General features: G+C 54.4%; 17 protein-coding genes and 1 tRNA gene. 9 read left to right on the plus strand and 9 right to left on the minus strand.

Annotated features, from left to right (window positions below):
• Positions 1-76: 76 nt before the first annotated feature.
• The 4 genes from ACI2I2_RS02850 to ACI2I2_RS02865 are packed head-to-tail and all read left to right on the plus strand — an operon-like array spanning position 77 to position 4096.
• Positions 77-1435: a PTS galactitol transporter subunit IIC gene (locus ACI2I2_RS02850; RefSeq protein WP_404656530.1), complete on the plus strand. Its 1359-nt coding sequence runs from the start codon at positions 77-79 to the stop codon at positions 1433-1435.
• Positions 1428-2912: an L-fuculokinase gene (locus ACI2I2_RS02855; protein WP_404656532.1), complete on the plus strand. Its 1485-nt coding sequence runs from the start codon at positions 1428-1430 to the stop codon at positions 2910-2912. The genes ACI2I2_RS02850 and ACI2I2_RS02855 overlap by 8 nt, the downstream gene beginning before the upstream one ends.
• A gap of 44 nt (positions 2913-2956) precedes the next feature.
• Positions 2957-3817, plus strand: a complete 861-nt coding sequence (locus tag ACI2I2_RS02860) for a class II aldolase (RefSeq protein WP_404656533.1) — start codon at positions 2957-2959, stop codon at positions 3815-3817.
• Between the two features lie 9 nt (positions 3818-3826).
• Positions 3827-4096: an HPr family phosphocarrier protein gene (locus ACI2I2_RS02865; protein WP_404656534.1), complete on the plus strand. Its 270-nt coding sequence runs from the start codon at positions 3827-3829 to the stop codon at positions 4094-4096.
• A gap of 51 nt (positions 4097-4147) precedes the next feature.
• Here ACI2I2_RS02865 and ACI2I2_RS02870 read toward each other — a convergent pair whose 3' ends face one another.
• Positions 4148-4453 (minus strand): SymE family type I addiction module toxin, encoded by a 306-nt coding sequence (locus ACI2I2_RS02870; RefSeq protein WP_404656535.1) that lies wholly within the window; start codon positions 4451-4453, stop codon positions 4148-4150.
• A 30-nt stretch (positions 4454-4483) separates the two neighbouring features.
• On the opposite strand from ACI2I2_RS02870, the gene ACI2I2_RS02875 reads away from it, so the two are divergent.
• Entirely contained in the window at positions 4484-4651 is a 168-nt protein-coding gene (locus tag ACI2I2_RS02875; protein ID WP_404656726.1) for a YlcI/YnfO family protein, read from the plus strand.
• A gap of 28 nt (positions 4652-4679) precedes the next feature.
• On the opposite strand, the gene ACI2I2_RS02880 is transcribed toward ACI2I2_RS02875, so the two are convergent.
• Positions 4680-5210 carry a hypothetical protein gene (locus ACI2I2_RS02880; RefSeq protein WP_404656536.1) on the minus strand — a complete coding sequence of 177 codons (531 nt, stop codon included), beginning with the start codon at positions 5208-5210 and terminating at the stop codon, positions 4680-4682.
• Positions 5211-5404: 194 nt separating this feature from the next.
• Positions 5405-5499 (minus strand) — tRNA-Sec (locus ACI2I2_RS02885).
• Between the two features lie 290 nt (positions 5500-5789).
• On the opposite strand from ACI2I2_RS02885, the gene ACI2I2_RS02890 reads away from it, so the two are divergent.
• Both ACI2I2_RS02890 and yicI read left to right on the plus strand, forming a co-directional pair.
• On the plus strand, positions 5790-7184 hold the full coding sequence (locus tag ACI2I2_RS02890; protein ID WP_404656537.1) for a glycoside-pentoside-hexuronide family transporter: 1395 nt from the start codon (positions 5790-5792) through the stop codon (positions 7182-7184).
• A gap of 12 nt (positions 7185-7196) precedes the next feature.
• Entirely contained in the window at positions 7197-9515 is a 2319-nt protein-coding gene (gene yicI / locus ACI2I2_RS02895; RefSeq protein ID WP_404656538.1) for an alpha-xylosidase, read from the plus strand.
• A 127-nt stretch (positions 9516-9642) separates the two neighbouring features.
• Here yicI and ACI2I2_RS02900 read toward each other — a convergent pair whose 3' ends face one another.
• A complete protein-coding gene (locus ACI2I2_RS02900; RefSeq protein ID WP_404656539.1) occupies positions 9643-10860 on the minus strand; it encodes an MFS transporter in 1218 nt (405 codons plus the stop codon).
• A gap of 99 nt (positions 10861-10959) precedes the next feature.
• Here ACI2I2_RS02900 and ACI2I2_RS02905 point away from each other — a divergent pair, with 99 nt between their 5' ends.
• Complete coding sequence (locus tag ACI2I2_RS02905; RefSeq protein WP_404656540.1) at positions 10960-11703, plus strand: MurR/RpiR family transcriptional regulator; 744 nt, start codon at positions 10960-10962, stop codon at positions 11701-11703.
• Here the strand turns inward: ACI2I2_RS02905 and ACI2I2_RS02910 are convergent, their stop codons facing one another.
• The 4 genes from ACI2I2_RS02910 to ACI2I2_RS02925 form a co-directional block, all read right to left on the minus strand.
• Positions 11704-13080 (minus strand): glycoside hydrolase, encoded by a 1377-nt coding sequence (locus ACI2I2_RS02910; protein WP_404656541.1) that lies wholly within the window; start codon positions 13078-13080, stop codon positions 11704-11706.
• Positions 13081-13092: 12 nt separating this feature from the next.
• On the minus strand, positions 13093-14664 hold the full coding sequence (locus ACI2I2_RS02915) for a PTS transporter subunit EIIC (RefSeq protein WP_404656542.1): 1572 nt from the start codon (positions 14662-14664) through the stop codon (positions 13093-13095).
• A 360-nt stretch (positions 14665-15024) separates the two neighbouring features.
• A complete protein-coding gene (locus tag ACI2I2_RS02920; protein WP_404656543.1) occupies positions 15025-16776 on the minus strand; it encodes an AsmA family protein in 1752 nt (583 codons plus the stop codon).
• Positions 16777-16896: 120 nt separating this feature from the next.
• Entirely contained in the window at positions 16897-18288 is a 1392-nt protein-coding gene (locus tag ACI2I2_RS02925; RefSeq protein WP_404656544.1) for an NCS2 family protein, read from the minus strand.
• A 276-nt stretch (positions 18289-18564) separates the two neighbouring features.
• Between ACI2I2_RS02925 and gltS the strand changes: the two genes are divergently transcribed.
• Positions 18565-19767: a sodium/glutamate symporter gene (gltS, locus tag ACI2I2_RS02930; protein ID WP_404656545.1), complete on the plus strand. Its 1203-nt coding sequence runs from the start codon at positions 18565-18567 to the stop codon at positions 19765-19767.
• Positions 19768-19879: 112 nt separating this feature from the next.
• On the opposite strand, the gene glpK is transcribed toward gltS, so the two are convergent.
• Positions 19880-21385, minus strand: a complete 1506-nt coding sequence (gene glpK, locus ACI2I2_RS02935; RefSeq protein WP_404656546.1) for a glycerol kinase GlpK — start codon at positions 21383-21385, stop codon at positions 19880-19882.
• Position 21386: the final 1 nt, after the last annotated feature.

Genomic DNA, 21386 nt, shown 5'->3' on the forward strand with positions numbered 1-21386 from the left:
AATCTAAATAAACCTTTCAGCTAAGATATCCAGGCGCTCACGCGAGGTCTGGTTATGCCTGAAAACGAGGTCTGATATGAACGATTTAGCCCATACTCTGTATACCGTGGTGCAATATATTCTGGGCTTTGGCCCTACCGTATTATTGCCGCTGGTGTTGTTTATCCTCGCCCTGTTTTTCAAGGTGAAACCTGCCAAAGCGCTGCGCTCGTCCCTGACCGTAGGCATTGGTTTCGTTGGCATCTATGCCATTTTCGACATTCTGACCAGCAACGTCGGTCCGGCGGCGCAGGCAATGGTCGAGCGCACAGGCATCAACCTGCCGGTGGTGGATCTTGGCTGGCCGCCGCTGTCGGCCATCACCTGGGGCTCACCGATTGCACCCTTCGTCATTCCGCTGACCATTCTGATCAACGTGGCGATGCTGGCACTGAATAAAACCCGCACCGTCGACGTCGATATGTGGAACTACTGGCACTTTGCGCTGGCCGGTACCCTGGTTTACTACAGTACTGGCAGCTTCGTGCTGGGCCTGCTCGCTGCTGCTGTGGCCGCTATCGTGGTGCTGAAACTGGCGGACTGGTCCGCGCCGCTGGTCAGTAAATACTTTGGTCTGGAAGGCATTTCATTGCCGACGCTCTCCTCGGTGGTGTTCTTCCCGATAGGCCTGCTGTTCGACAAAATCATCGATAAAATCCCAGGTCTCAACCGCATTCATATCGACCCGGAAAACGTGCAGAAAAAGCTCGGCATTTGCGGCGAGCCCATGATGGTCGGCACCATTCTCGGCGTATTGCTGGGGGTGATAGCGGGCTACGATTTCAAACACATTCTGCTGCTGGGCATCAGTATTGGCGGCGTGATGTTCATCCTGCCGCGCATGGTGCGCATTCTGATGGAAGGTCTGCTGCCGCTGTCTGAAGCCATCAAAAAATACCTGAATGCCAAATACCCTGGCCGGGACGATCTCTACATTGGGCTGGATATCGCCGTCGCGGTCGGCAACCCGGCGATTATCTCTACGGCGCTGCTGCTGACGCCTATCTCGGTGTTCATCGCCTTCATGCTGCCGGGCAACAAAGTGCTGCCGCTGGGCGACCTGGCCAACCTGGCTGTAATGGCCTCAATGATTGTCCTCGCCTGTCGCGGCAATATCTTCCGCTCGGTGATCACCGCCATTCCGGTGATTGTCGCCGACCTGTGGATTGCCACCAAAATCGCCCCATTCATCACCGGCATGGCGAAAGACGTGAACTTCAAGTTTGCCGAAGGCTCCAGCGGCCAGGTCTCCAGCTTCCTCGACGGCGGCAACCCGTTCCGCTTCTGGCTGCTGGAAATCTTTAACGGCAACGTGATTGCCATTGGCCTGATCCCGGTGGTGGCGCTGGTGCTGTACGGCGTGTTCAGACTGACAAAAGGAACGGTGTATGCCTGAGAGCAGCGCGGCAATCGTCCTCGATATGGGCACCACGAACTGCAAAGTAAGCTGTTATGCCTGCCACGACGCGTCACTTCTGGCCGTGAGCAAATTTGCGACGCCGAAGCAGGTTTCTGCGCAAGGGGATGTTGATTTCGATATCGAAGCACTGTGGCAGACGTTGCGTCGCGTCATGGCTGAGCTGGCGGCGGCCTCCTCCCTGCCGGTGAGCCGGGTCAGTATCGCCAGCTTCGGGGAATCAGGTGTGTTTGTCGATGAGTCAGGCACGATTTTGACGCCGATGCTGGCCTGGTACGATCGCCGGGGCGAAGCGTATCTCAGAGAGCTTTCTGAAGAGGATAAGCGTGAGTTGTACGCCATCACCGGTCTGCCGTCGCACAGCAACTACTCGGCGTTCAAAATGCGTTGGCTGCTGGACAACTACGGCCTGAGGGAAAGAAAGGACATCTGCTGGCTGCATGCGCCGGAAGTACTGGCCTGGCGCATGACGGGGCTGAAACGCACAGAGATTTCTCTCGCCAGCCGCACGCAGTGTCTGGATGTTGGCCGCCGCCAGTGGTCGCGCCGGGCTGCGGAGATCCTCGGTATTCCGTTTACTGCTCTCGCGCCATTGCTGCCGCCGGGCAATCTGGTTGGCGTTGTGTCGGATGAGATGTGCGCTGAACTGGGGCTGAGCGGAAACGTCAGCGTCACGCTGGCAGGGCATGACCATATGGTTGGTGCAAGGGCCTTACAGATGCAGCCGGGGGAAGTGCTCAACTCGACGGGAACCACCGAAGGGATTTTGCTGCTGAACCGCACGCCGACACTAAGCGAGCAGGCGCAGAGCGACAAGCTGGCGAACGGCTGCTATTCCGACGGCGAGCTGTACACGCTGTTTGCCTCGCTGCCCATTGGTGGCTATGCGCTGGAGTGGCTGCAAAAAACGTTTCGCCTCACCAGGGAAGAGACGGACGCCGCGCTGGAGAACATCTGGCAACGCTACCAGCGGGCGAGCTGGTCTCCGGACGCAGTGCCGGTGTTTATCCCGCATTTGCGCGGCTCGGGCTCGCCGAATAAAAACCGCAGCACGCGCGGGCTGCTGTACGGACTTGGCGACGATCTGAGTACCGAAACGCTGCTCGAAAGCGTGTTTCTGGGGCTGGCGATGGAGTACGCCAACTGCTCGGCCTGCTTCAGCCTGCCTGCGGAGCAGACGCTTAAGGTGATTGGCCCGGCGGTGAATAACCCGTTCTGGCTGCAGCTAAAAGCCGACACCCTGCAATGCCCGGTAGAGGCGGCCGCGTTTGATGAAGCGGTTTCCATGGGGGCGTTAATGATGGCCTGCCCGGAATTAGCACCGCCGAAAATAGACATCGCCGGGCGTTATTTGCCGAACCCGAACCGGGCGTGGCAATTAAAGGAATATCAAACACAGTGGCAGGCGTTCTACCACTTTAAATTGCAGCAGGAAGGTATTACGACCTGCGAATAATCGCCAACACATAATCGTTTTAAAAGAAGAGATGAGGAGTTCACATGCCATTAGTCAACGGTAGGATCCTGCTCGACCGGATCCGGGAAAAACGCGTTCTTGCGGGGGCGTTTAATACCACCAATCTGGAAACAACAATTTCGATTCTGAATGCCATTGAACGCTCAGGATTACCGAATTTCATTCAGATAGCGCCGACCAACGCACAGCTTTCTGGCTACGACTACATCTATGAAATCGTGAAGCGCCACGCCGACAAAATGGACGTGCCGGTGAGCCTGCATCTCGACCACGGCAAAACGCTGGACGACGTGAAACAGGCGGTACGCGCCGGGTTTACCTCAGTAATGATCGACGGTGCAGAGTTACCCTTCGAAGAGAATATCGCCTTCACTCGCGAAGCGGTGGATTTCTGTAAATCCTTCGGCGTGCCGGTGGAAGCCGAGCTGGGGGCGATTCTGGGCAAAGAAGACGATCACGTCAGCGAAGCGGACTGCAAAACCGAGCCGGAGAAAGTACGGCGCTTCGTGGAAGAAACGGGCTGCGATATTCTCGCCGTTTCCGTCGGCAACGTGCACGGCCTGGAAGACATCCCACGTATCGACATCCCACTGCTCAAGCGCATCGCCGAACTTTCCCCGGTGCCGCTGGTTATCCACGGCGGCTCCGGCATCGACGCAGACATTCTGCGTAGCTTCGTCAATTACAACGTGGTGAAGGTGAACATCGCCAGCGACCTGCGCAAAGCGTTTATCACCGCCGTCGGTCAGGCGTGGATGCGTAACAACAATGAAGCGAACCTCGCGCGGGTAATGGCGAGCGCCAAACACGCGGTGGAAGAGGATGTTTATGCCAAAATTCTGATGATGAACAGAGCCCATCCGGCATTTCGCCAGGCATCTTAAGGAGGAGCCATGATCAAACAATCCGTTAAGGTGGTGAACAGCACCGGCCTGCACGCCCGGCCGGCGGCGACGCTGGCGAAAATCGTTAAAAAATACGACGCCACTCTGACGCTGGTGAACAACGGCAAAGAAGTCCCGATCAAAGGAATGATGAGCATTTTAGGTGCGGGGGTGAAGGGCAATTCGATGATCGATCTGATCTGCGACGGCCAGGACGAACTGGCATTTATGACGGAGCTGAAGTCGGCATTTGCTGCGGGGTTTGGCGAGGCTTGCTAGGCGGGATGCGCCTCACCGGGAGATGGGCTTTCGGTGAGGCCTATCTGATAATTACAGTAACGGCAATTTCTGAAGCGCAGTCAGCGAATCCTGGATTTCCGCCAGAGCCTTTTTCGCCTCGCGCAGTTCCTCAATCAGCCCTTTCTCTTTCGGGCTATCCGCCACCAGAACGATGCACCCGTCCATCACTTTGGCTGCAATATGATGCCCGATAGTAAACCCGGCCTCATTCATCCACTTGCCACAAATCACCAGATTCGGGGTCGTACGATCTTTACTTCGTGGACGATATCCCACAATGAACCGACGCGAGGTTCCGATTACAGAACGGTCTGAGGTAGAATGTTTTCCAGCCATAATCAACTCCTTGATAGTTGGTGCGGTGAGATGCCTGAGAGTGTTCGCGCACTGCCAGGCATCGACCGTAAAAAAAGCACCATGAAGAACATCCGCTTTGAGGACGAGCTTTTAGAACAGATTGAGAAAGCGGCTGGAAAGGGGAATTTCAGTAAGTGGGTGAAAGAGGCTTGTAAAATTAGATTAAAATCTAAATAATTTTATTTGGTAATGCGTTGCTGCATTATTATTTTATCTTTATATGAACCTTACCACTTTGAGTTCGAGTCATTTGCATAGAGGATGGGTAATTTCTACCAATAGTCCTAAATATGTCGACAACATCAAATAGAGTGATGAAGTACAATCCTGATGTGCGTTTTAGGTCTGAGCAAAAGAAGAAACCGATTAAGTTTTTTCCATTAGGTAAGAATGGGAGAAAGTGATGGCTATGAATAAATTGGTTGCACAATGATACGATGTTTATTTTTGAAGGTATTGCTTGATCAAATGAATAGTCTTCAGCTTTAAACCATGTTGCAATAGTATTAATGTTTCCGTTGTATGGGAATTCTTTAACATTGTATAGCTTTGTTTTTATAGAATCTGATATCTTTTTTGATTCAATTAATTTCCTGACAGAATAAAAACCAATAAACACTTCTTTTTCTATAGTATATAGGTTTTTTTCACCCCACCTGGTTTGAACTAATCTTAATTCTAACCTATCAGCTGTCTTAAGAAGATCATCTTTCCAGTAACCTGATTCGTGGATCATGATTTTTCCTCACCAGTGAAATACGATATAAATAATGTTTAAAGTATACCAAATTAAATCTAGCAAGATTTAATACTCGTGCTGATGGTCTAAGCTAGATAAATAGTTACTTTCGATCTGCTAAAAGTAAGAGGCATAAGTCTATAATAAAAGTAGTATAAAGCTATATAGAGAATTATTCATAGAGGATAAATTGGCGGAAAGTCACAGGAGTCGAACCTGCCCGGGGCCGCTGGCGGTCCCAACTGGAGTTGAAGTCCAGCCGCCTCACCGGAGACGACGACCTTCCGCGCCTCGATTGCTACATGGAGGCGGGGCGCATTATAGCTACTTTCAGGCAGTTACCCCACTCTTTGATGTAATTATTTCTCCTGAGTGTGTAGCAAATCATCACTTCTGTCATAAACTCTCAGAAAATCCGCAAGTTACATTTTTACACATTCTTCTCCCGAACCGCGATCACAGAAAACAAGAAACATAATCCGCTAACGAGATATCGGAATGTCATCGGCACGGCCTATGGGTTACAACTCTGGAACCGGTTACTGGTGTCTGATGACCTTGCGAAGGATGAGAAAAATGCGTCATGAAGTGTTGTCCGTAAAGGAGAAGATTGGCTACGGCATGGGAGATGCTGCCAGTCATATCATTTTTGATAACGTCATGTTGTACATGATGTTTTTTTATACCGATATCTTTGGTATTCCCGCAGGCTTCGTCGGCACCATGTTCCTGCTCGCCCGCGCGCTGGATGCCATTTCCGACCCGTGCATGGGCCTGCTGGCCGACCGTACCCGCAGCCGCTGGGGCAAGTTCCGCCCGTGGATTTTGTTCGGCGCTATCCCGTTTGGCCTGGTTTGCGTACTGGCTTATAGCTCGCCGGACCTCTCGCACAACGGCAAACTGATTTACGCGGCAGTGACGTACACCCTGCTCACGCTGCTGTATACCGTGGTCAACATTCCTTATTGCGCGCTGGGCGGGGTGATCACCGACGACCCAACGCAGCGCATCTCGTTGCAGTCCTGGCGCTTCGTGCTGGCGACGGCGGGCGGCATGCTCTCCACCGTGCTGATGATGCCGCTGGTGAACCTGATTGGCGGCGACGATAAAGCCTTTGGTTTCCAGGGCGGGATCGCGGTGCTGTCTGTAGTGGCGTTCCTGATGCTGGCGTTCTGCTTCTTTACCACCAAAGAGCGCATCCAGGTGCCGCCGAGCACCTCTTCGATGCGTGAAGACCTGCGCGACATTTGGCAGAACGACCAGTGGCGCATTGTCGGCTTGCTGACCATCCTCAACATCCTCGCGGTGTGCGTGCGTGGCGGCGCGATGATGTATTACACCACCTGGATTATGGGTTCCACCGGGCTGTTCACCGCGTTCCTCTGCACTTACTGCGTCGGCAACCTGATTGGCTCTGCGCTGGCGAAACCACTCACTGACTGGAAATGCAAGGTCAGCGTGTTCTGGTGGACTAACGCCGCGCTGACGGTACTAAGCGTGGCGATGTTCTTTGTGCCGATTCAGGCCAACATCGTGATGTTTGTCTTCATCTTCGTGATTGGCGTGCTGCACCAATTGGTGACGCCGATTCAGTGGGTCATGATGTCCGACACCGTCGACTACGGCGAATGGTGCAACGGCAAACGCCTGACCGGCATCAGCTTCGCGGGCACCTTGTTCGTGCTGAAACTCGGCCTGGCGCTGGGTGGTGCAATGATTGGCTGGATGCTCGCGGCAGGCGGTTACGATGCCGGGGCGAAAACCCAGAATGCCGACACTATCAACATCATTATCGCTCTGTTTACCCTGGTCCCGGCGGCTTGCTACCTGTTGAGCGCCGTGATCGCCAAACGTTATTACACGCTGAAAACCCCAATGCTGAGAAAAATCATGGCGGATATCGCGCAGGGCGCACGCCGCAATCAGCAGGAGTTTGACAAGGCTCCCGTCAGCAAAGAATTCGCGAACTAAGAGGAAAAAGGCATGAAAATCAGTGATGGAAACTGGCTTATTCAACCTGGACTGAATCTTATCCACCCGTTGCAGGTGTTCGACGTCGAGCAGCAGGGCAACGAAATGGTGGTGTACGCCGCGCCGCGCGATGTGCGTGAGCGTACCTGGCAACTGGATACTCCGTTGTTTACGCTGCGCTTTTTCTCGCCGCAGGAAGGCGTGATTGGCGTTCGCATCGAGCATTTCCAGGGCGTGGAGGACAAAGGGCCGCACTATCCGCTTAACGTGCTGAAAGACGTGAAAGTGGAGATGCAGAACACCGCCGAGTTTGCTGAGCTGAAAAGCGGCAACCTGAGCGTGCGGGTTGGCAAAGGTGAGCTCTGGTCGCTCGATTTCCTGCGTAACGGCGTGCGTATCACCGGCAGCCAGGTCAAAAACAACGGCTATGTGCAGGACGCGAATACCGATCGCAACTACATGTTCGAACGTCTGGATTTGGGTGTGGGCGAAACGGTATACGGCCTGGGCGAGCGCTTTACCGCGCTGGTGCGCAACGGCCAGACGGTGGAAACCTGGAACCGTGATGGCGGTACCAGCACCGAGCAATCGTACAAAAATATCCCGTTCTACATCACTAACCGTGGCTACGGCGTGCTGGTGAATCACCCGGAAAACGTGTCGTTTGAAATCGGCTCGGAGAAAGTGTCGAAGGTGCAGTTCAGCGTCGAGGGCGAATATCTTGAGTATTTCGTGATTGATGGTCCGACGCCGAAAGACGTGCTGAACCGCTATACGCAGTTCACCGGGCGTCCTGCTCTGCCACCGGCCTGGTCGTTTGGCCTGTGGCTCACCACTTCATTTACCACCAACTACGACGAAGCGACGGTGAACAGCTTTATCGACGGCATGGCCGAGCGCAATCTGCCGCTGCACGTGTTCCATTTTGACTGCTTCTGGATGAAGGCCTTCCAGTGGTGCGATTTCGAATGGGACCCGGTGACGTTCCCGGATCCGGAAGGGATGATCCGCCGTCTGAAGGACAAAGGGCTGAAGGTCTGCGTGTGGATCAACCCGTACATCGGGCAGAAATCCCCGGTATTTAAAGAGCTGAAAGAGAAAGGCTATTTGCTGAAACGTCCGGATGGGTCGGTGTGGCAGTGGGATAAATGGCAGCCGGGTCTGGCGATTTATGACTTCACCAATCCGGAAGCCTGTCAGTGGTATGCCGACAAGCTGAAAGGCCTGGTGGATATCGGCGTGGACTGCTTCAAAACTGATTTCGGCGAGCGCATCCCGACAGACGTGGTCTGGCATGACGGCTCTGACCCGCAGAAAATGCACAACCATTATGCGTTCGCCTACAACGAACTGGTGTGGAACGTGCTGAAAGAGACGGTTGGCGAGCAGGAAGCGGTGCTGTTTGCCCGTTCAGCTTCCGTGGGCGCGCAACAATTCCCGGTGCACTGGGGTGGCGACTGCTACGCCAACTATGAATCCATGGCTGAAAGCCTGCGCGGCGGCCTGTCGATCGGCATGTCCGGGTTTGGTTTCTGGAGCCACGATATCGGCGGCTTCGAAAACACCGCCCCGGCACATGTCTACAAACGCTGGTGTGCGTTCGGGCTGCTTTCCAGCCACAGCCGCCTGCACGGCAGCAAATCCTACCGTGTGCCGTGGGCGTACGACGATGAATCCTGCGATGTGGTGCGTCACTTCACCGAGCTGAAATGCCGGATGATGCCGTATCTCTATCGTCAGGCAGCGATTGCCCATGAAACGGGCACGCCGATGCTGCGCTCAATGATGCTGGAGTTCCCGGAAGATCCGACGTGCGATTACCTCGACCGTCAGTACATGCTTGGGGATTCAATCCTGGTTGCACCGGTGTTCTCTGAAGCAGGCGACGTGCAGGTTTATCTGCCGGAAGGCCGCTGGACGCATCTGTGGCATAACGACGAAGCACAGGGAAGTCGCTGGCACAAACAGCAGCACGACGCACTGAGCCTGCCGGTATACGTGCGTGACAACACGCTGCTGGCGCTGGGGAACAATACACAGAAGCCTGATTACGCGTGGCATGAAGGCACCGCGTTCCAGCTGTTCCATCTGGAAGACGGACGTGAAGCTGTGTGCCAGGTTCCGGCTGCGGATGGTTCTACCGTCTTTACGCTGACCGCGAAACGCCAGGGCAACGCCATTACCGTGAAGGGTAGTGGCAACGCAAGCAACTGGACGCTGTGCCTGCGTAACGTGCAGCAGGTTGCTGGTGTGCAGGGCGGCTCACAGTCTGGCAGCGAATGGGGCGTGGTGGTTGCGGCTCAGGGAAATGAGATGGTGATTACGTTGTAAAGGCCTACAAGTACAGACAAGCCGGGCGGAGAGAACTCTTCCCGGCTTTTCTTTTGGCTGCGGTGTGAGATTTCCCCCTCTCCCTAACCCTCTCCCGCAGGGAGAGGGAACAGACCGGAGCTGGTTTTTATTCTCCCTCTCCCTTTGGGAGAGGGCCGGGGAGAGGGGGCGACACCCATTCTCGCTGGCGCAAAAAGCCCACTCCCCATAAAGCAAGCAGCGCATACAATCCCAGCGGCAGTAAAAAACTCACCCGTAAACTCAGCGTATCAATCATCAGTGCCTGCACCCACGGCAGGATCGCGCCACCGATGCCCGCCATCACCATTGCACCTGCCAGCACGTTGGCTCTTTGCGGCTGCTGACCAATGGCGTGAGCGAAAATGACCGGGTACATAACCGAATTGCCTACACCTGCCAACAAGAGGAGCCAACCGCCCACGGTGTTATTCAGCGCGATGGCCAGGGAAACCAGCAGCAGGCAAAACAGCGTCGCGTATTTGAACACACTGGCGCTATGAGTTTGATTGCCGAATAAACCAAACAGCAAACGCCCAGCGAGCGCGCCGCCCCAGTACAGCGTAATGAGAGACATCGCTATTTCTGCCGACCATCCGGCACTGAGCGTCAGGTATTTGAGCAAGCTGGTGGCCAGTGCAACTTCAACACCCACATAAATAAAAATGGCGGCAATACAGAAGATGACTTGCGGTTGCTTCCACAGGCTCGTGCGATTGGGTTGGACTGTTGCCGTAGGGGCATTCACATCCGGCAGGTGCAGAAGCTTGATGCCACACAACAGAACCAGCGAAAATAACGCCAGCGCCAGCCACATTCCGCTCATCGGTTCTTGTCCCAGTTCGGGTAGCGCGGGATAGACTTTCAGCAGGGTGGCGATACAAATCGGGGCCAGCGTTGTACCCAGTGAATTGACTGCTGACGCCAGGCTGAGATTGCTCACTCGTCTTTCCGGCGAGCTGAGCAACGCCAGATAAGGGTTAGCCACAACCTGCATCGCAGCCACGCCGACGGCCGAAATGAACACGCCAATCAGTGCGCCGATAAAGGAGCTTTCGTGAATGGTCGCGGCGATGAGTGTGCATCCGGTGACGCTTAGCAGCAGCGACCCCTCCAGCATTCTGCGGTAACCATAGCGAGTGATAAGCGCAGAACAGGGAATACAGCTGACAAACGGCGCAAGGTAAAACAGCACCGTGACTAACATGGCCTGCTGCCAGCTAATCTGGAAATAGTGGTAGAAGAACAAAATAATAACGCTGTTAATGGAGGTGATATTTCCCCACAGGAAAAAGACCAGCGCCAGCAGAACAAATTTTCTGTTCATTCATGTCTTCCTTTTATCATTGTCATGAATGAGTGAGTAACAACACAGTCTACTTTTGCCATATCTGATACCGTCCTTGTAATACATTGAGGGTGATATATGGAACTGGAAAATATCTTTCGTGACGTCAAGTTAAGCAAGACCGAGATTACCGTCTTGCGCTGTATTCAGAGTGACCCCGAACAATGCCTTCGCGAGGGCATTCGAGCCGTGGCAGAACGCTGTTACAGCAACCCTTCCTCCATTGTTCGCCTGGCAAAGAAATTAAAGTTTAGTGGCTGGCTGGAGTTGGTCTATTTTATCAAATTTAATATCACGATGCCGAAACTCGATGTGACAAATGATGTGGATTTTATGAAAACACAGCCACCGGAACGGCTGGCTGATGTCCTTAATGGTCTGCAACATCAGCGGATATTGATTCATGGCAGCGGGTTTTCACAGCTTATTGCCCAATATATTTATAATAAATTCCTGGTGATTGGCGTGAATGCCAGCCTGGCCCTGTGGCCGGACTATGAAATTCTGGAACAAAAGAATGCCACCAAATTTGATGCTATCTGGATTATTTCCAAATCGGGCCGCAGCAGCTCAGCGTTAAACTGGGTCAAAGCACTGGAGGGCAAAGCCACGGATCTGATTTGCTTTACCGGTGATTATCAAAGCCCTCTGGCCCAGGCGGCCGATACGGCGTTTATCATTCACGACCCGCAAAAGTACGATGATGATATTTACTGGAGCAATCCGTTCTTCGGTTACTGCATTCTGGGTTTTGAGCATTTGCTGAAACTCTGGTTTCAGCAAACTGGTGTGGGGGCACCTGCCGATGCCCCCGAGGAGTGATTACCAGCCCTCGCAGTGCGCGTCGCTCAGGTAAGCATCAACAAGCTTGTTCGCCAGCGACCACGAGGCGACAAGCGGATGTGCCATCAGGGCTCGTACCGCCAGCGCACGATCTTTGTTGAGTATGGCGGCCACGGCCAGGCGCTCGTACTCTTTCACGCAGGAGATCATGTTCTTCTGCGCAACTGGCACATGGCGCGGCGTCACTGGTTTCAGCCCGGATTTGCTGAGATCGCAGCTGATTTCAATCACATCGTCCGGCTGCAGGAAATCCAGCGTACCGTTATTGGAAAGTGACACCACGATACGTTTGGTGGTATCGCTGTTCACCGCTTCCAGAATATCCAGCGCCACGCCGGCATAGCCGCCGGTATCTGGCTCTTCAATAAACTGCTGCAACGTTAACGGTTCGCGGGTGTTGAATTTTTCCTGTTGCGATTCACTTTGCATGTAGCTGTTTTCACGCTTCAGGTAGTGCTTCATCCAGATATCAAATGCCGCTGCCGGGTTGGCTTTCACGTCGAGCGTCGCCAGCTCTTTGCGCATATCCCGGTTGATGCGGGCAATCTGCTCACCGCGGGTTTCCTGAGCGTTCTGAATCGCTTTCAGTGCTTCTTCCCGATAGTAGTAGTAATAGAGATATTCGTTGAGCAACTGGTTGTCGCACTGCTTCACCAGCTCCGGCTCGAAATATTGCATGCAGGTGTGGCTGTAAAGCGCAGGGCTGTTAATCAGCTTCTCCGTCACATCTTCGCCGCGCACGGTAAAGTTGGTGAACCACGAGAAGTGATTCAGGCCGTAGCACTCAACCTGCAAATCTCGCTCATCGCAGCCAAGAATTGACGGCAGCTCGCGAATCAATTCTGAAGGCGCATCGCAAATGCCATACACCCGACGCTTAAAGCCCGACTTAATGATCGCTTCGGTGACCAGCCCCGACGGGTTGGTGAAGTTGAACAAAATGGCATCCGGGGCAGCATGCTCTTCAATCAGACGACAGTAGTTGAGAATGGCCGGAATGGAGCGCATCGCCATCGCGAAGCCACCAGCCCCCGTTGTCTCCTGACCTAGCGTATTGTGTTCCAGTGCGACCCGTTCGTCGTGAATACGGCTTTCATCGCCTCCCACACGCAGAGTGGTGATGACGAAACCAGCCCCTTTTAGCGCTTCGACCGGATCGGTCGTCAGGCTGAAGTGAATATCCGGGCGAATAGTGTTGAACACATAACGGGCTATTTCGCCAAATACCGCCAGATTTTCTGCAGAACTGTCGAGGAAAACCACTTCTTTCAGGCCGATGCGATGCGCGTTATAGGCCAGTGATTTTGCCAGAAAGGCCGAGCGAACCCCGCCGCCCCCTAATACGGTTAATTTCATGATTCCTCCTGATTAATGCGTTGCCAGCCAGGTATCAACGTGAGTGCGGACTTGCCCGACTTTAACGCCATAAATAACCTGAACTTCATTTCGGTTACGCACCACGCCATTAGCGCCGGTGCTTTTTAATATCGTGTCGTCGACCAGACTCATATCGTGAATGGCGACCCGTAAACGGGTGAAGCAGTTGTCGACGGAAATAATATTTTCTTTGCCACCCAGGCCTTTAATAATGTCGTCGGTGACGGCGTTGCTGGCGTGGGTTTTATTTTTGATTTTCTCGCGGTAATCCGCTTTGTTATAAAGTTTGACCTCATCGTCATCTTCACGGCCGGGTGTTTTCAGATTTAACTTCACAACCAGCGTACGGAATATCACGTAATAAGCACCGAACTGCCCAATGCCGATGACGATATATAGCGGCCAGCGAGTCAGGCCGACCGGCAGAGGCAGGTTGTAAATCAGAAACTCAATCAGCCCGGCAGCTCCCCACGGGCGCACGGTAAAGATGTCGCAAATGGCCTGTGACGCGGCTGTCAGCGTAGCGTGAATAACCCACAGCAGCGGCGAGATGAACAGGAAAGTAAACTCAATCGGCTCGGTTATCCCGGTCAGCATTGAGGTGATGATGGCGGGCAGCAGGATGGCTTTTGCCAGCATTTTCTTCTCAGGCTTCGCGGTGTGATAGAACGCCAGCGATGCACCTGCCAGACCGAAAATTGTCGTCATGCCTTGCTGAGAGAACCGCAGCGATTCGTTCATCACCGGGGTTAAATCCGGGTGACGCATGTAGGCGAGGAAAATCGCCTGGGTGCCCGACACAGTTTGCCCGTCCACGCTCAGCGTGCCGCCAATTTGCGTCAGCTGGAACGGCGACCAGACGAAGTGATGCAGCCCGGTTGGGATCAGGAATTTTTCAAAGAAGCCGTAGACGAACACGCCCGCTACACCGGCGTTTTTCATAAAGCCGGTGAGCGCAGTGATGCCGTGAGTCATAAACGGCCAGATCCACGTAAAGGCGATGGCGTAAAAGATGACGACGGGTGTCATGGCAATCAGCGTCAGCTTGGCACCGCCGTACATCGACAGTGCACCCGGCAGTTCCACGCTGGAGACTTTATTGTGAACCCAGGCGATAGTGCAACCGAGAATTATCCCGAGGAAAACACCCATATCGACAACCACGAAACCTAATAATTGGGTTTGTCCGGTGCCGTAATATTCGCCGTTAATTTTTTCAGCAATACGATGGGTGAATTCCAGCCACGAATGGTTCGCGCCTAAAAACATAATAAAGCACATCACCGAAACCAGTGCGACTTCAGTTTTACGATCTTTCGCCAGACCGTAACTGATGCCAATACAGAATAATAAACCGAGGTTGCCAAATAATAGCCAGAAAGTATCCCCTAAAAGCTGCCCGAGATTATGCAAAAAACTGGTTTCGGGAATAAGGGTAGGATTGGTTAATACTGAACTTAATGCCAGAATTAAACCGATTACCGGTAAAAACAGAACTGCGCCGATCATTGCTCTGGAGAACGTTTGCATATTCTCCAGAATACGTTGACGTATTCCAGACATAATGGCTGTTCCTTTCTTGTAGGGCGTTTTAATTATTGGTTTGGACTTCCAGTGAGAAAGTTATAACAAGTGGCAGGAGGAAGCGGAACAGGTTGCGGGAAATAGGTACAAACAGCCACAAAATGTGCACTGGTTTCGGTCGGATGTGAAAGGAGATGAGCGGTGAGTAATGTAATGGGTTTTCCCCCTCTCCCTGGCCCTCTCCCCAAGGGAGAGGGGATTGGAACGGAGCTGGCTCGCTTTTCTCCCTCGCCCCTTTGGGGAGAGGGTCGGGGTGAGGGGATTGGAACGGAGCTGGCTCGCTTTTCTCCCTCTCCCTGAGGGAGAGGGCAGGGGAGAGGGGGAACTGCGATGAAGAAGTTACTGCACGGGTTGAGCTGGAGCAGGTTCCGCAGCAGGCACACCCCCAGTGGGCGCTGGCACCACAGGTTGCGGGGTACTCACTTCGCCATTAGTCATCGTCTGCGTCACTTCCTGCTTGTTCATATTGATGGCGTGCAGTTGCCCGCTGACCGTTGGTTTAAGCGGCGCACTGGCCTGCACATTGCCGTGGGCTTTTAGTTGCAGGTTGCCATCGCCGGTAATCGGCAGCACTGGCCAGCCCCATTGTTGCAGGATATCCAGCGGCACACCGCGACCGTTCAGGCTAATGGCGACTTCGCGCTGCGGCTGCTGCGAGACGGCGGCTGTGGCTTCCAGAATGCCTTTCTCGGTAAAGGCGCTCAGCTCGTTGATGTTCACCACGGAATCATTCGCCACCAGTTTTAGCGACGGACGGCGCACATCCACACGATTAAACGTTGCTGCAGCGGCATTCAATGCAGCATTGCCGCGCCAGATGCCCCAGTTGCCGTTTTTCGCCAGTTGCAGATTATCGCCGTAGCCGTCAAGGGAAGTGAGCTGCCACGGGAAGTTCGGGTCGATGTCGATAACCAGGTTTCGGCTGGCGGTGAATTTGCTCAGGGTGACGCTTTGCAGCCATTCCGGGAGCTGATCTGCCCACAGCTGTTTCCAGTTTTTCGGCAGCGTGTATTCCAGCCCGGCCACGGCGGCGTCATCCAGCACCAGCGCTTTGCCATTGCGTAACCAGTTGCCCGACGTGCGCACCATACCGCCTTCCCAGCGGGAGGTGAACTGGCGCAGTGCGATACCTTGTGGCGAGAACTCGGTGTTCAGAATGGGATCGATAAAATGCAGCGAGCCGTAGATGAATTCATCGGCATTCATCGACAGGCGGCCGCCGTCGCTGCTCCAGTCGCCTTTGCTGAGCGTCAGGTCGCGCAAGCTCAAATCAAGATCGGCAATCGCCCAGTCCGGGCCTTGTAAGCGAGCATCGGTCACTTCCAGGCTGCCGATAGCTAACGACGGCAAGGTGGTGAGCGGGGCGAAGAAATCCTGTAGTGATTTGTCGCTTTGGTAACGGATGTCCGTCAGGCGCAGGCTGTCGACCAGCCAGCTGCCGTCGGCGTTACGTTTGGCATTCCCGGTGAGAGAGCCACGCGCGATGTCTGCGCCAATGGTGCCCAGCGTCACCACGCCGTTATCGATGCTGCCTTGTACCAGCACGTTATTGGCTTCGATACCGTTGAGCGTCATTGAACCTGCGCTCATCTGGATTTGAGCCTGTTTGCCCAGCACATTTCCGGCTTCTGGCACCCACGGCGAGACGCCACCCGTCACACGTTGTGCACTGAGATCCCAGCCGGTTTCCGGGCTGTTAAAGGCCATATTGCTGAGTTGCAGGGTGTCGGCTTCAAACGGGAAAGGCGCGGTTGAGGACATCAGGTTTAGCGTCCCGTCCTGCAAGGTGATGGTGTCGGCATGCAGCGGATCGGTGAGCTGGCGGCTGCTCAGACCAATATCGACCGTTTTGGCAACCAGCGTGGCGGGTTTGCCATCGCGGCCAAAGGTGACATTTTTCAACAGAATATGTGAAGGCGAGGAGAAGCGATGATCCATCGCATCAAAGACAATGTGGTAATCGGTGTGGGTTGAAATCCAGCCGCTGACCTGGCGCGCACCCCAGCGGGTTTGCAGTAAAAAGTAGAACGCCAGCGCAACCAGCAGCACGGCGATCAACAGCCAGAGAATCAGCTTCCCGATAAATTTCATCGTCTTCCATCCAGTGAAGGGCACATAAAGGAGTTATGCACGATTTGTGCGCAATCCTCAAGGAAGGATTCGTGTAATTAAATGTCACGGCGACGCCTGAAAGCGCCGCCGTGAGTGAGATCAGTTCTTTTCTGGCGGGAAAACCAGATTCAGAACAATCGCGGTAATACCGCCAGCAGCGATACCGGAGGAGAGCAGGTTTTTCAGCCAGTCAGGCGCGAACTGCAGGATCAGCGGCTGCTGAGAAACGCCCATGCCGACAGCCAGCGAGAGCGCAATAATCATAATTGCGCGGCGGTTCAGCGGCTCACGCGAAACGATACGTACGCCAGAAGCTGCGATGGTGCCGAACATCACCAGCGTTGCGCCACCCAGAACGGGCTCAGGAATGTGCTGCACAAAACCACTTACCGCCGGGAACAGGCCGAGGACAATCAGCATCAGCGCCACCACAAAGCCCACGTAGCGGCTGGCCACGCCGGTCAGCTGAATAACGCCGTTGTTCTGACCAAAGCAGGAGTTCGGGAAGGTGTTGAACACCGCTGACACAAAGGAGTTCAGGCCATTCGCCAGCACACCGCCTTTAAGGCGTTTCATATACAGCGGGCCGGAAACTGGCTGTTCAGAAACGTCAGAGGTGGCAGTGATGTCGCCGATGGTTTCCAGCGAGGTGATCATAAACACCAGCATCAGCGGCAGCAGCAGGTTCCAGTCAATGCCCAGGCCATAATAAAGCGGCGTTGGCACAGTAATCAGCGCCTGATTCGTCGGGGCGGTATTCTGCGGCAGCATGTCCATCGCCCACGCCACGAGGTAACCCGCCGCCATCGCAATCACCAGAGAAGCTATACGCAGATACGGGTTGCGCTGGCGGTTAAGCAGGATAATCAGCGCCAGCACCACGCCCGCCAACAGCAGGTTTTTCGGTGCGCCGAAGGTGTGATCGGCCATGGCTGCATAACCCCCGCCAATGGACGTCAGGCCAACCTGAATCAGCGACAGGCCGATGATCATCACCACCACGCCGGAAACCAGCGGGGTAATAATGCGGCGCGCCAGATGCAGGACGCGGGAAAGCGCCATTTCCGTCACGCTCGCCAGCATCAGCGTGCCAAACAGCGCCGCCATCATTGTCGGCACATCTGCGCCGCCGGTTTTCAATGCGGTACCGCCCATGATCAGCGGCGCGACAAAGTTGAAGCTCGTTCCCTGAATCGAGAGCAAACCAGAACCGACAGGCCCCCAGGCTTTAATCTGAATAATGGAAGCCACACCTGAAGCGAACAGCGACATACTGATGATGTGCTGCGTATCCTGCGCCGGTAAGCCGAGCGCCTGGCAAATCAGCAGGGACGGCGTGATGACCGCGACAAACATCGCCAGTAGATGCTGAAAAGCAGCGAATAAGGTTTGCGGCAGAGGCGGGCGGTCTTCAAGACGATAGATAAGCTCGCTGTTTTGTGACTGCGCAATCGGTTGCGCATTTTCAGCTTCGAGGGTGTTCACTGACATGTTCAGAGGCGATCCGTGGTGGAAAAAGGGGGATTTTAACGGACTGCCAGGCAAAAGCAAACGGTTGCGGCTAATATATTAAGGATGAATAAGCGACCAGTTTTTTATGCTGTTTATGCTTGTTTTGTCGCAAAATTCACCAAGTGCGATAACTTTTTCTGTTAATTTTAGCTGCCTTTTGCGTAGAATTCGGCTCCTGATTCTAAACAAAGAGAACTTTTCGCTACAGGAAGAGACGTCGCGTGTCATTGGATCATGCGCAAACAAGGAGCTTTTATGTTTCATCTCGATACCCTATCGACGCTTGTTGCCGCAACGCTGGTGTTGCTGTTAGGACGCAAACTGGTCCACACCGTTCCCTTTTTCAAAAAATACACTATCCCCGAACCGGTTGCCGGTGGCCTGTTGGTTGCTGTCGCTCTGCTGGTGCTCAAAAAAAGCATGGGCTGGGAAATCGACTTCGATATGAGCCTGAAAGACCCGCTGATGCTGGCTTTCTTCGCGACCATTGGCCTGAACGCCAACCTCGCGAGCTTGCGTTCTGGCGGGAAAGTGCTGGGGTCATTCCTGATTGTGGTTGTCGGGCTGCTGTTAATGCAGAACGCCATCGGTATCGGGATGGCGAAAATACTGGGCCTCGACCCGCTGATGGGCCTGCTGGCCGGGTCTATTACGCTGTCTGGCGGTCACGGAACCGGGGCAGCATGGAGCAAACTGTTTACTGAGCGCTACGGCTTCGCCAATGCGACAGAAGTGGCCATGGCTTGCGCCACCTTCGGCCTGGTGCTGGGGGGCTTGATTGGCGGCCCGGTTGCCCGTTATCTGGTTAAACACTCTTCTACGCCTGACGGTACGCCAGAAGATCAGGCCGTGCCGACCGCGTTTGAAAAGCCGGACGTGGGCCGCATGATCACCTCGCTGGTGATGATTGAAACCATCGCGATGATCGCTATCTGTATCACGCTGGGTAAAATCGTTGCGCAATTGCTGGTGGGCACAGTGCTTGAACTGCCAACGTTCGTTTGCGTGCTGTTTATAGGTGTAATTCTGAGTAACGGTCTGGCGCTGCTGGGCTTCTATCGCGTGTTCGAGCGTGCGGTCTCGATTTTGGGCAACGTTTCGTTATCTCTGTTCCTGGCGATGGCGCTGATGAGTCTGAAGCTGTGGGAACTGGCCTCGCTGGCGCTGCCGATGGTGGCTATTCTGGCGGTGCAGACTGTGGCGATGGCGCTGTATGCGATTTTCGTGACTTACCGCATCATGGGTAAAAACTACGACGCAGCGGTGCTGGCGGCTGGGCATTGCGGGTTTGGCCTGGGTGCAACGCCAACGGCGATTGCCAATATGCAGGCCATCACCGAACGTTTTGGTCCTTCACACATGGCATTCCTGGTGGTGCCGATGGTCGGTGCGTTCTTTATCGATATCGTCAACGCGCTGGTGATTAAGTTGTATCTGCTGCTGCCAATGTTTGGCTAAAAAAATGCCCGGTGGCGGCTACGCCTTACCGGGCCTACAGTTTTGATGGGGGTCCATCCCGATTTGTAGGCCCGGTAAGCGAAGCGCCACCGGGCATTTTCGTCTCACACGCTTACTCGTGATCTTCCCACGCCAGCGCGCGTTTCACCGCTTTCTTCCAGCCGCTGTAACGGTAGTTACGTTCGGTGGTTTCAATCCCTGGGCGGAACTCACGCTCAATCACCGCTTTTTCCTGCAGCTCATCCAGATTCTGCCAGAAGCCAACCGCCAGGCCCGCCAGATACGCCGCGCCCAGGGCTGTCACTTCACGCACTTCCGGACGCTCTACACGGGTGCCGAGAATGTCGGACTGGAACTGCATCAGGAAGTTGTTGGCAACTGCGCCACCGTCCACACGCAGGGCGTGTAAACGAATGCCGGAGTCTGCCTGCATCGCTTCCAGTACATCGCGTGTTTGATAGGCGATGGATTCCAGGGTGGCACGGATAATGTGGTTCGAGTTCACGCCGCGAGTCAGGCCGAAAATGGCACCGCGAGCATACGGGTCCCAGTATGGCGCGCCCAGGCCTGTGAACGCTGGCACCACATAGACGCCGTTGGTGTCGTTCACTTTGGTGGCGAAGTATTCGGAATCGAAAGCGTCGTTGATCAGCTTCATTTCGTCACGCAGCCACTGAATGGACGCGCCCGCCATGAACACCGCGCCTTCCAGAGCGTAGTTCACTTCGCCTTTCGGGCCGCAGGCGATGGTGGTCAGCAGGCCATGCTCAGATTTCACCGCAGTTTCCCCGGTGTTCATCAGCATAAAGCAGCCTGTACCATAAGTGTTCTTCGCCATCCCTTCCTTCACGCACAGCTGGCCGAACAGCGCCGCCTGCTGGTCACCCGCGATACCGGCGATAGGAATACGCGTACCGCCTTTACCACCGATGTTGGTCTGGCCGTACACTTCGGAAGACTTGCGCACTTCCGGCAGCATCGCGCGTGGGATGTCCAGCGCGTCGAGCATTTTGTCATCCCAGTCCAGCTCGTGGATGTTAAACAGCATCGTACGCGAGGCGTTGGTGTAGTCGGTGACGTGCACGCGGCCCTGCGTCATACGCCAGATGAGCCAGGTATCAACGGTCCCGAACAGCAGTTCACCCTTTTTCGCTCGCTCACGCGCGCCTTCCACGTGATCCAGAATCCACTTCACTTTGGTGCCGGAGAAGTACGGGTCGATAACCAGACCGGTTGCTTTGCGGACGTACTCTTCCATGCCATCGCGTTTGAGCTGCTCGCAGATTTCTGCGGTGCGACGGCACTGCCAGACGATGGCGTTATAAATTGGCTTACCGGTTTCTTTATCCCAGACGATCGCCGTTTCACGCTGGTTGGTGATGCCGATGGCCGCCACTTCGTCGGAATTGATATCGGCTTTCGCCAGCACTTCAATCAGCGTGGAGCTCTGGGAAGCCCAGATTTCCATTGGGTCGTGCTCGACCCAGCCTGGCTTAGGATAAATTTGTTCGAATTCGCGCTGTGAAACGCTGACGATATTGGCGTCGTGATCCATGACGACGGCGCGGGAGCTGGTTGTCCCCTGGTCCAGCGCAACGATATATTTTTTGTCGGTCATA

This window comes from Scandinavium sp. NPDC088450 (assembly GCF_044900545.1).
Lineage (GTDB): Bacteria > Pseudomonadota > Gammaproteobacteria > Enterobacterales > Enterobacteriaceae > Scandinavium.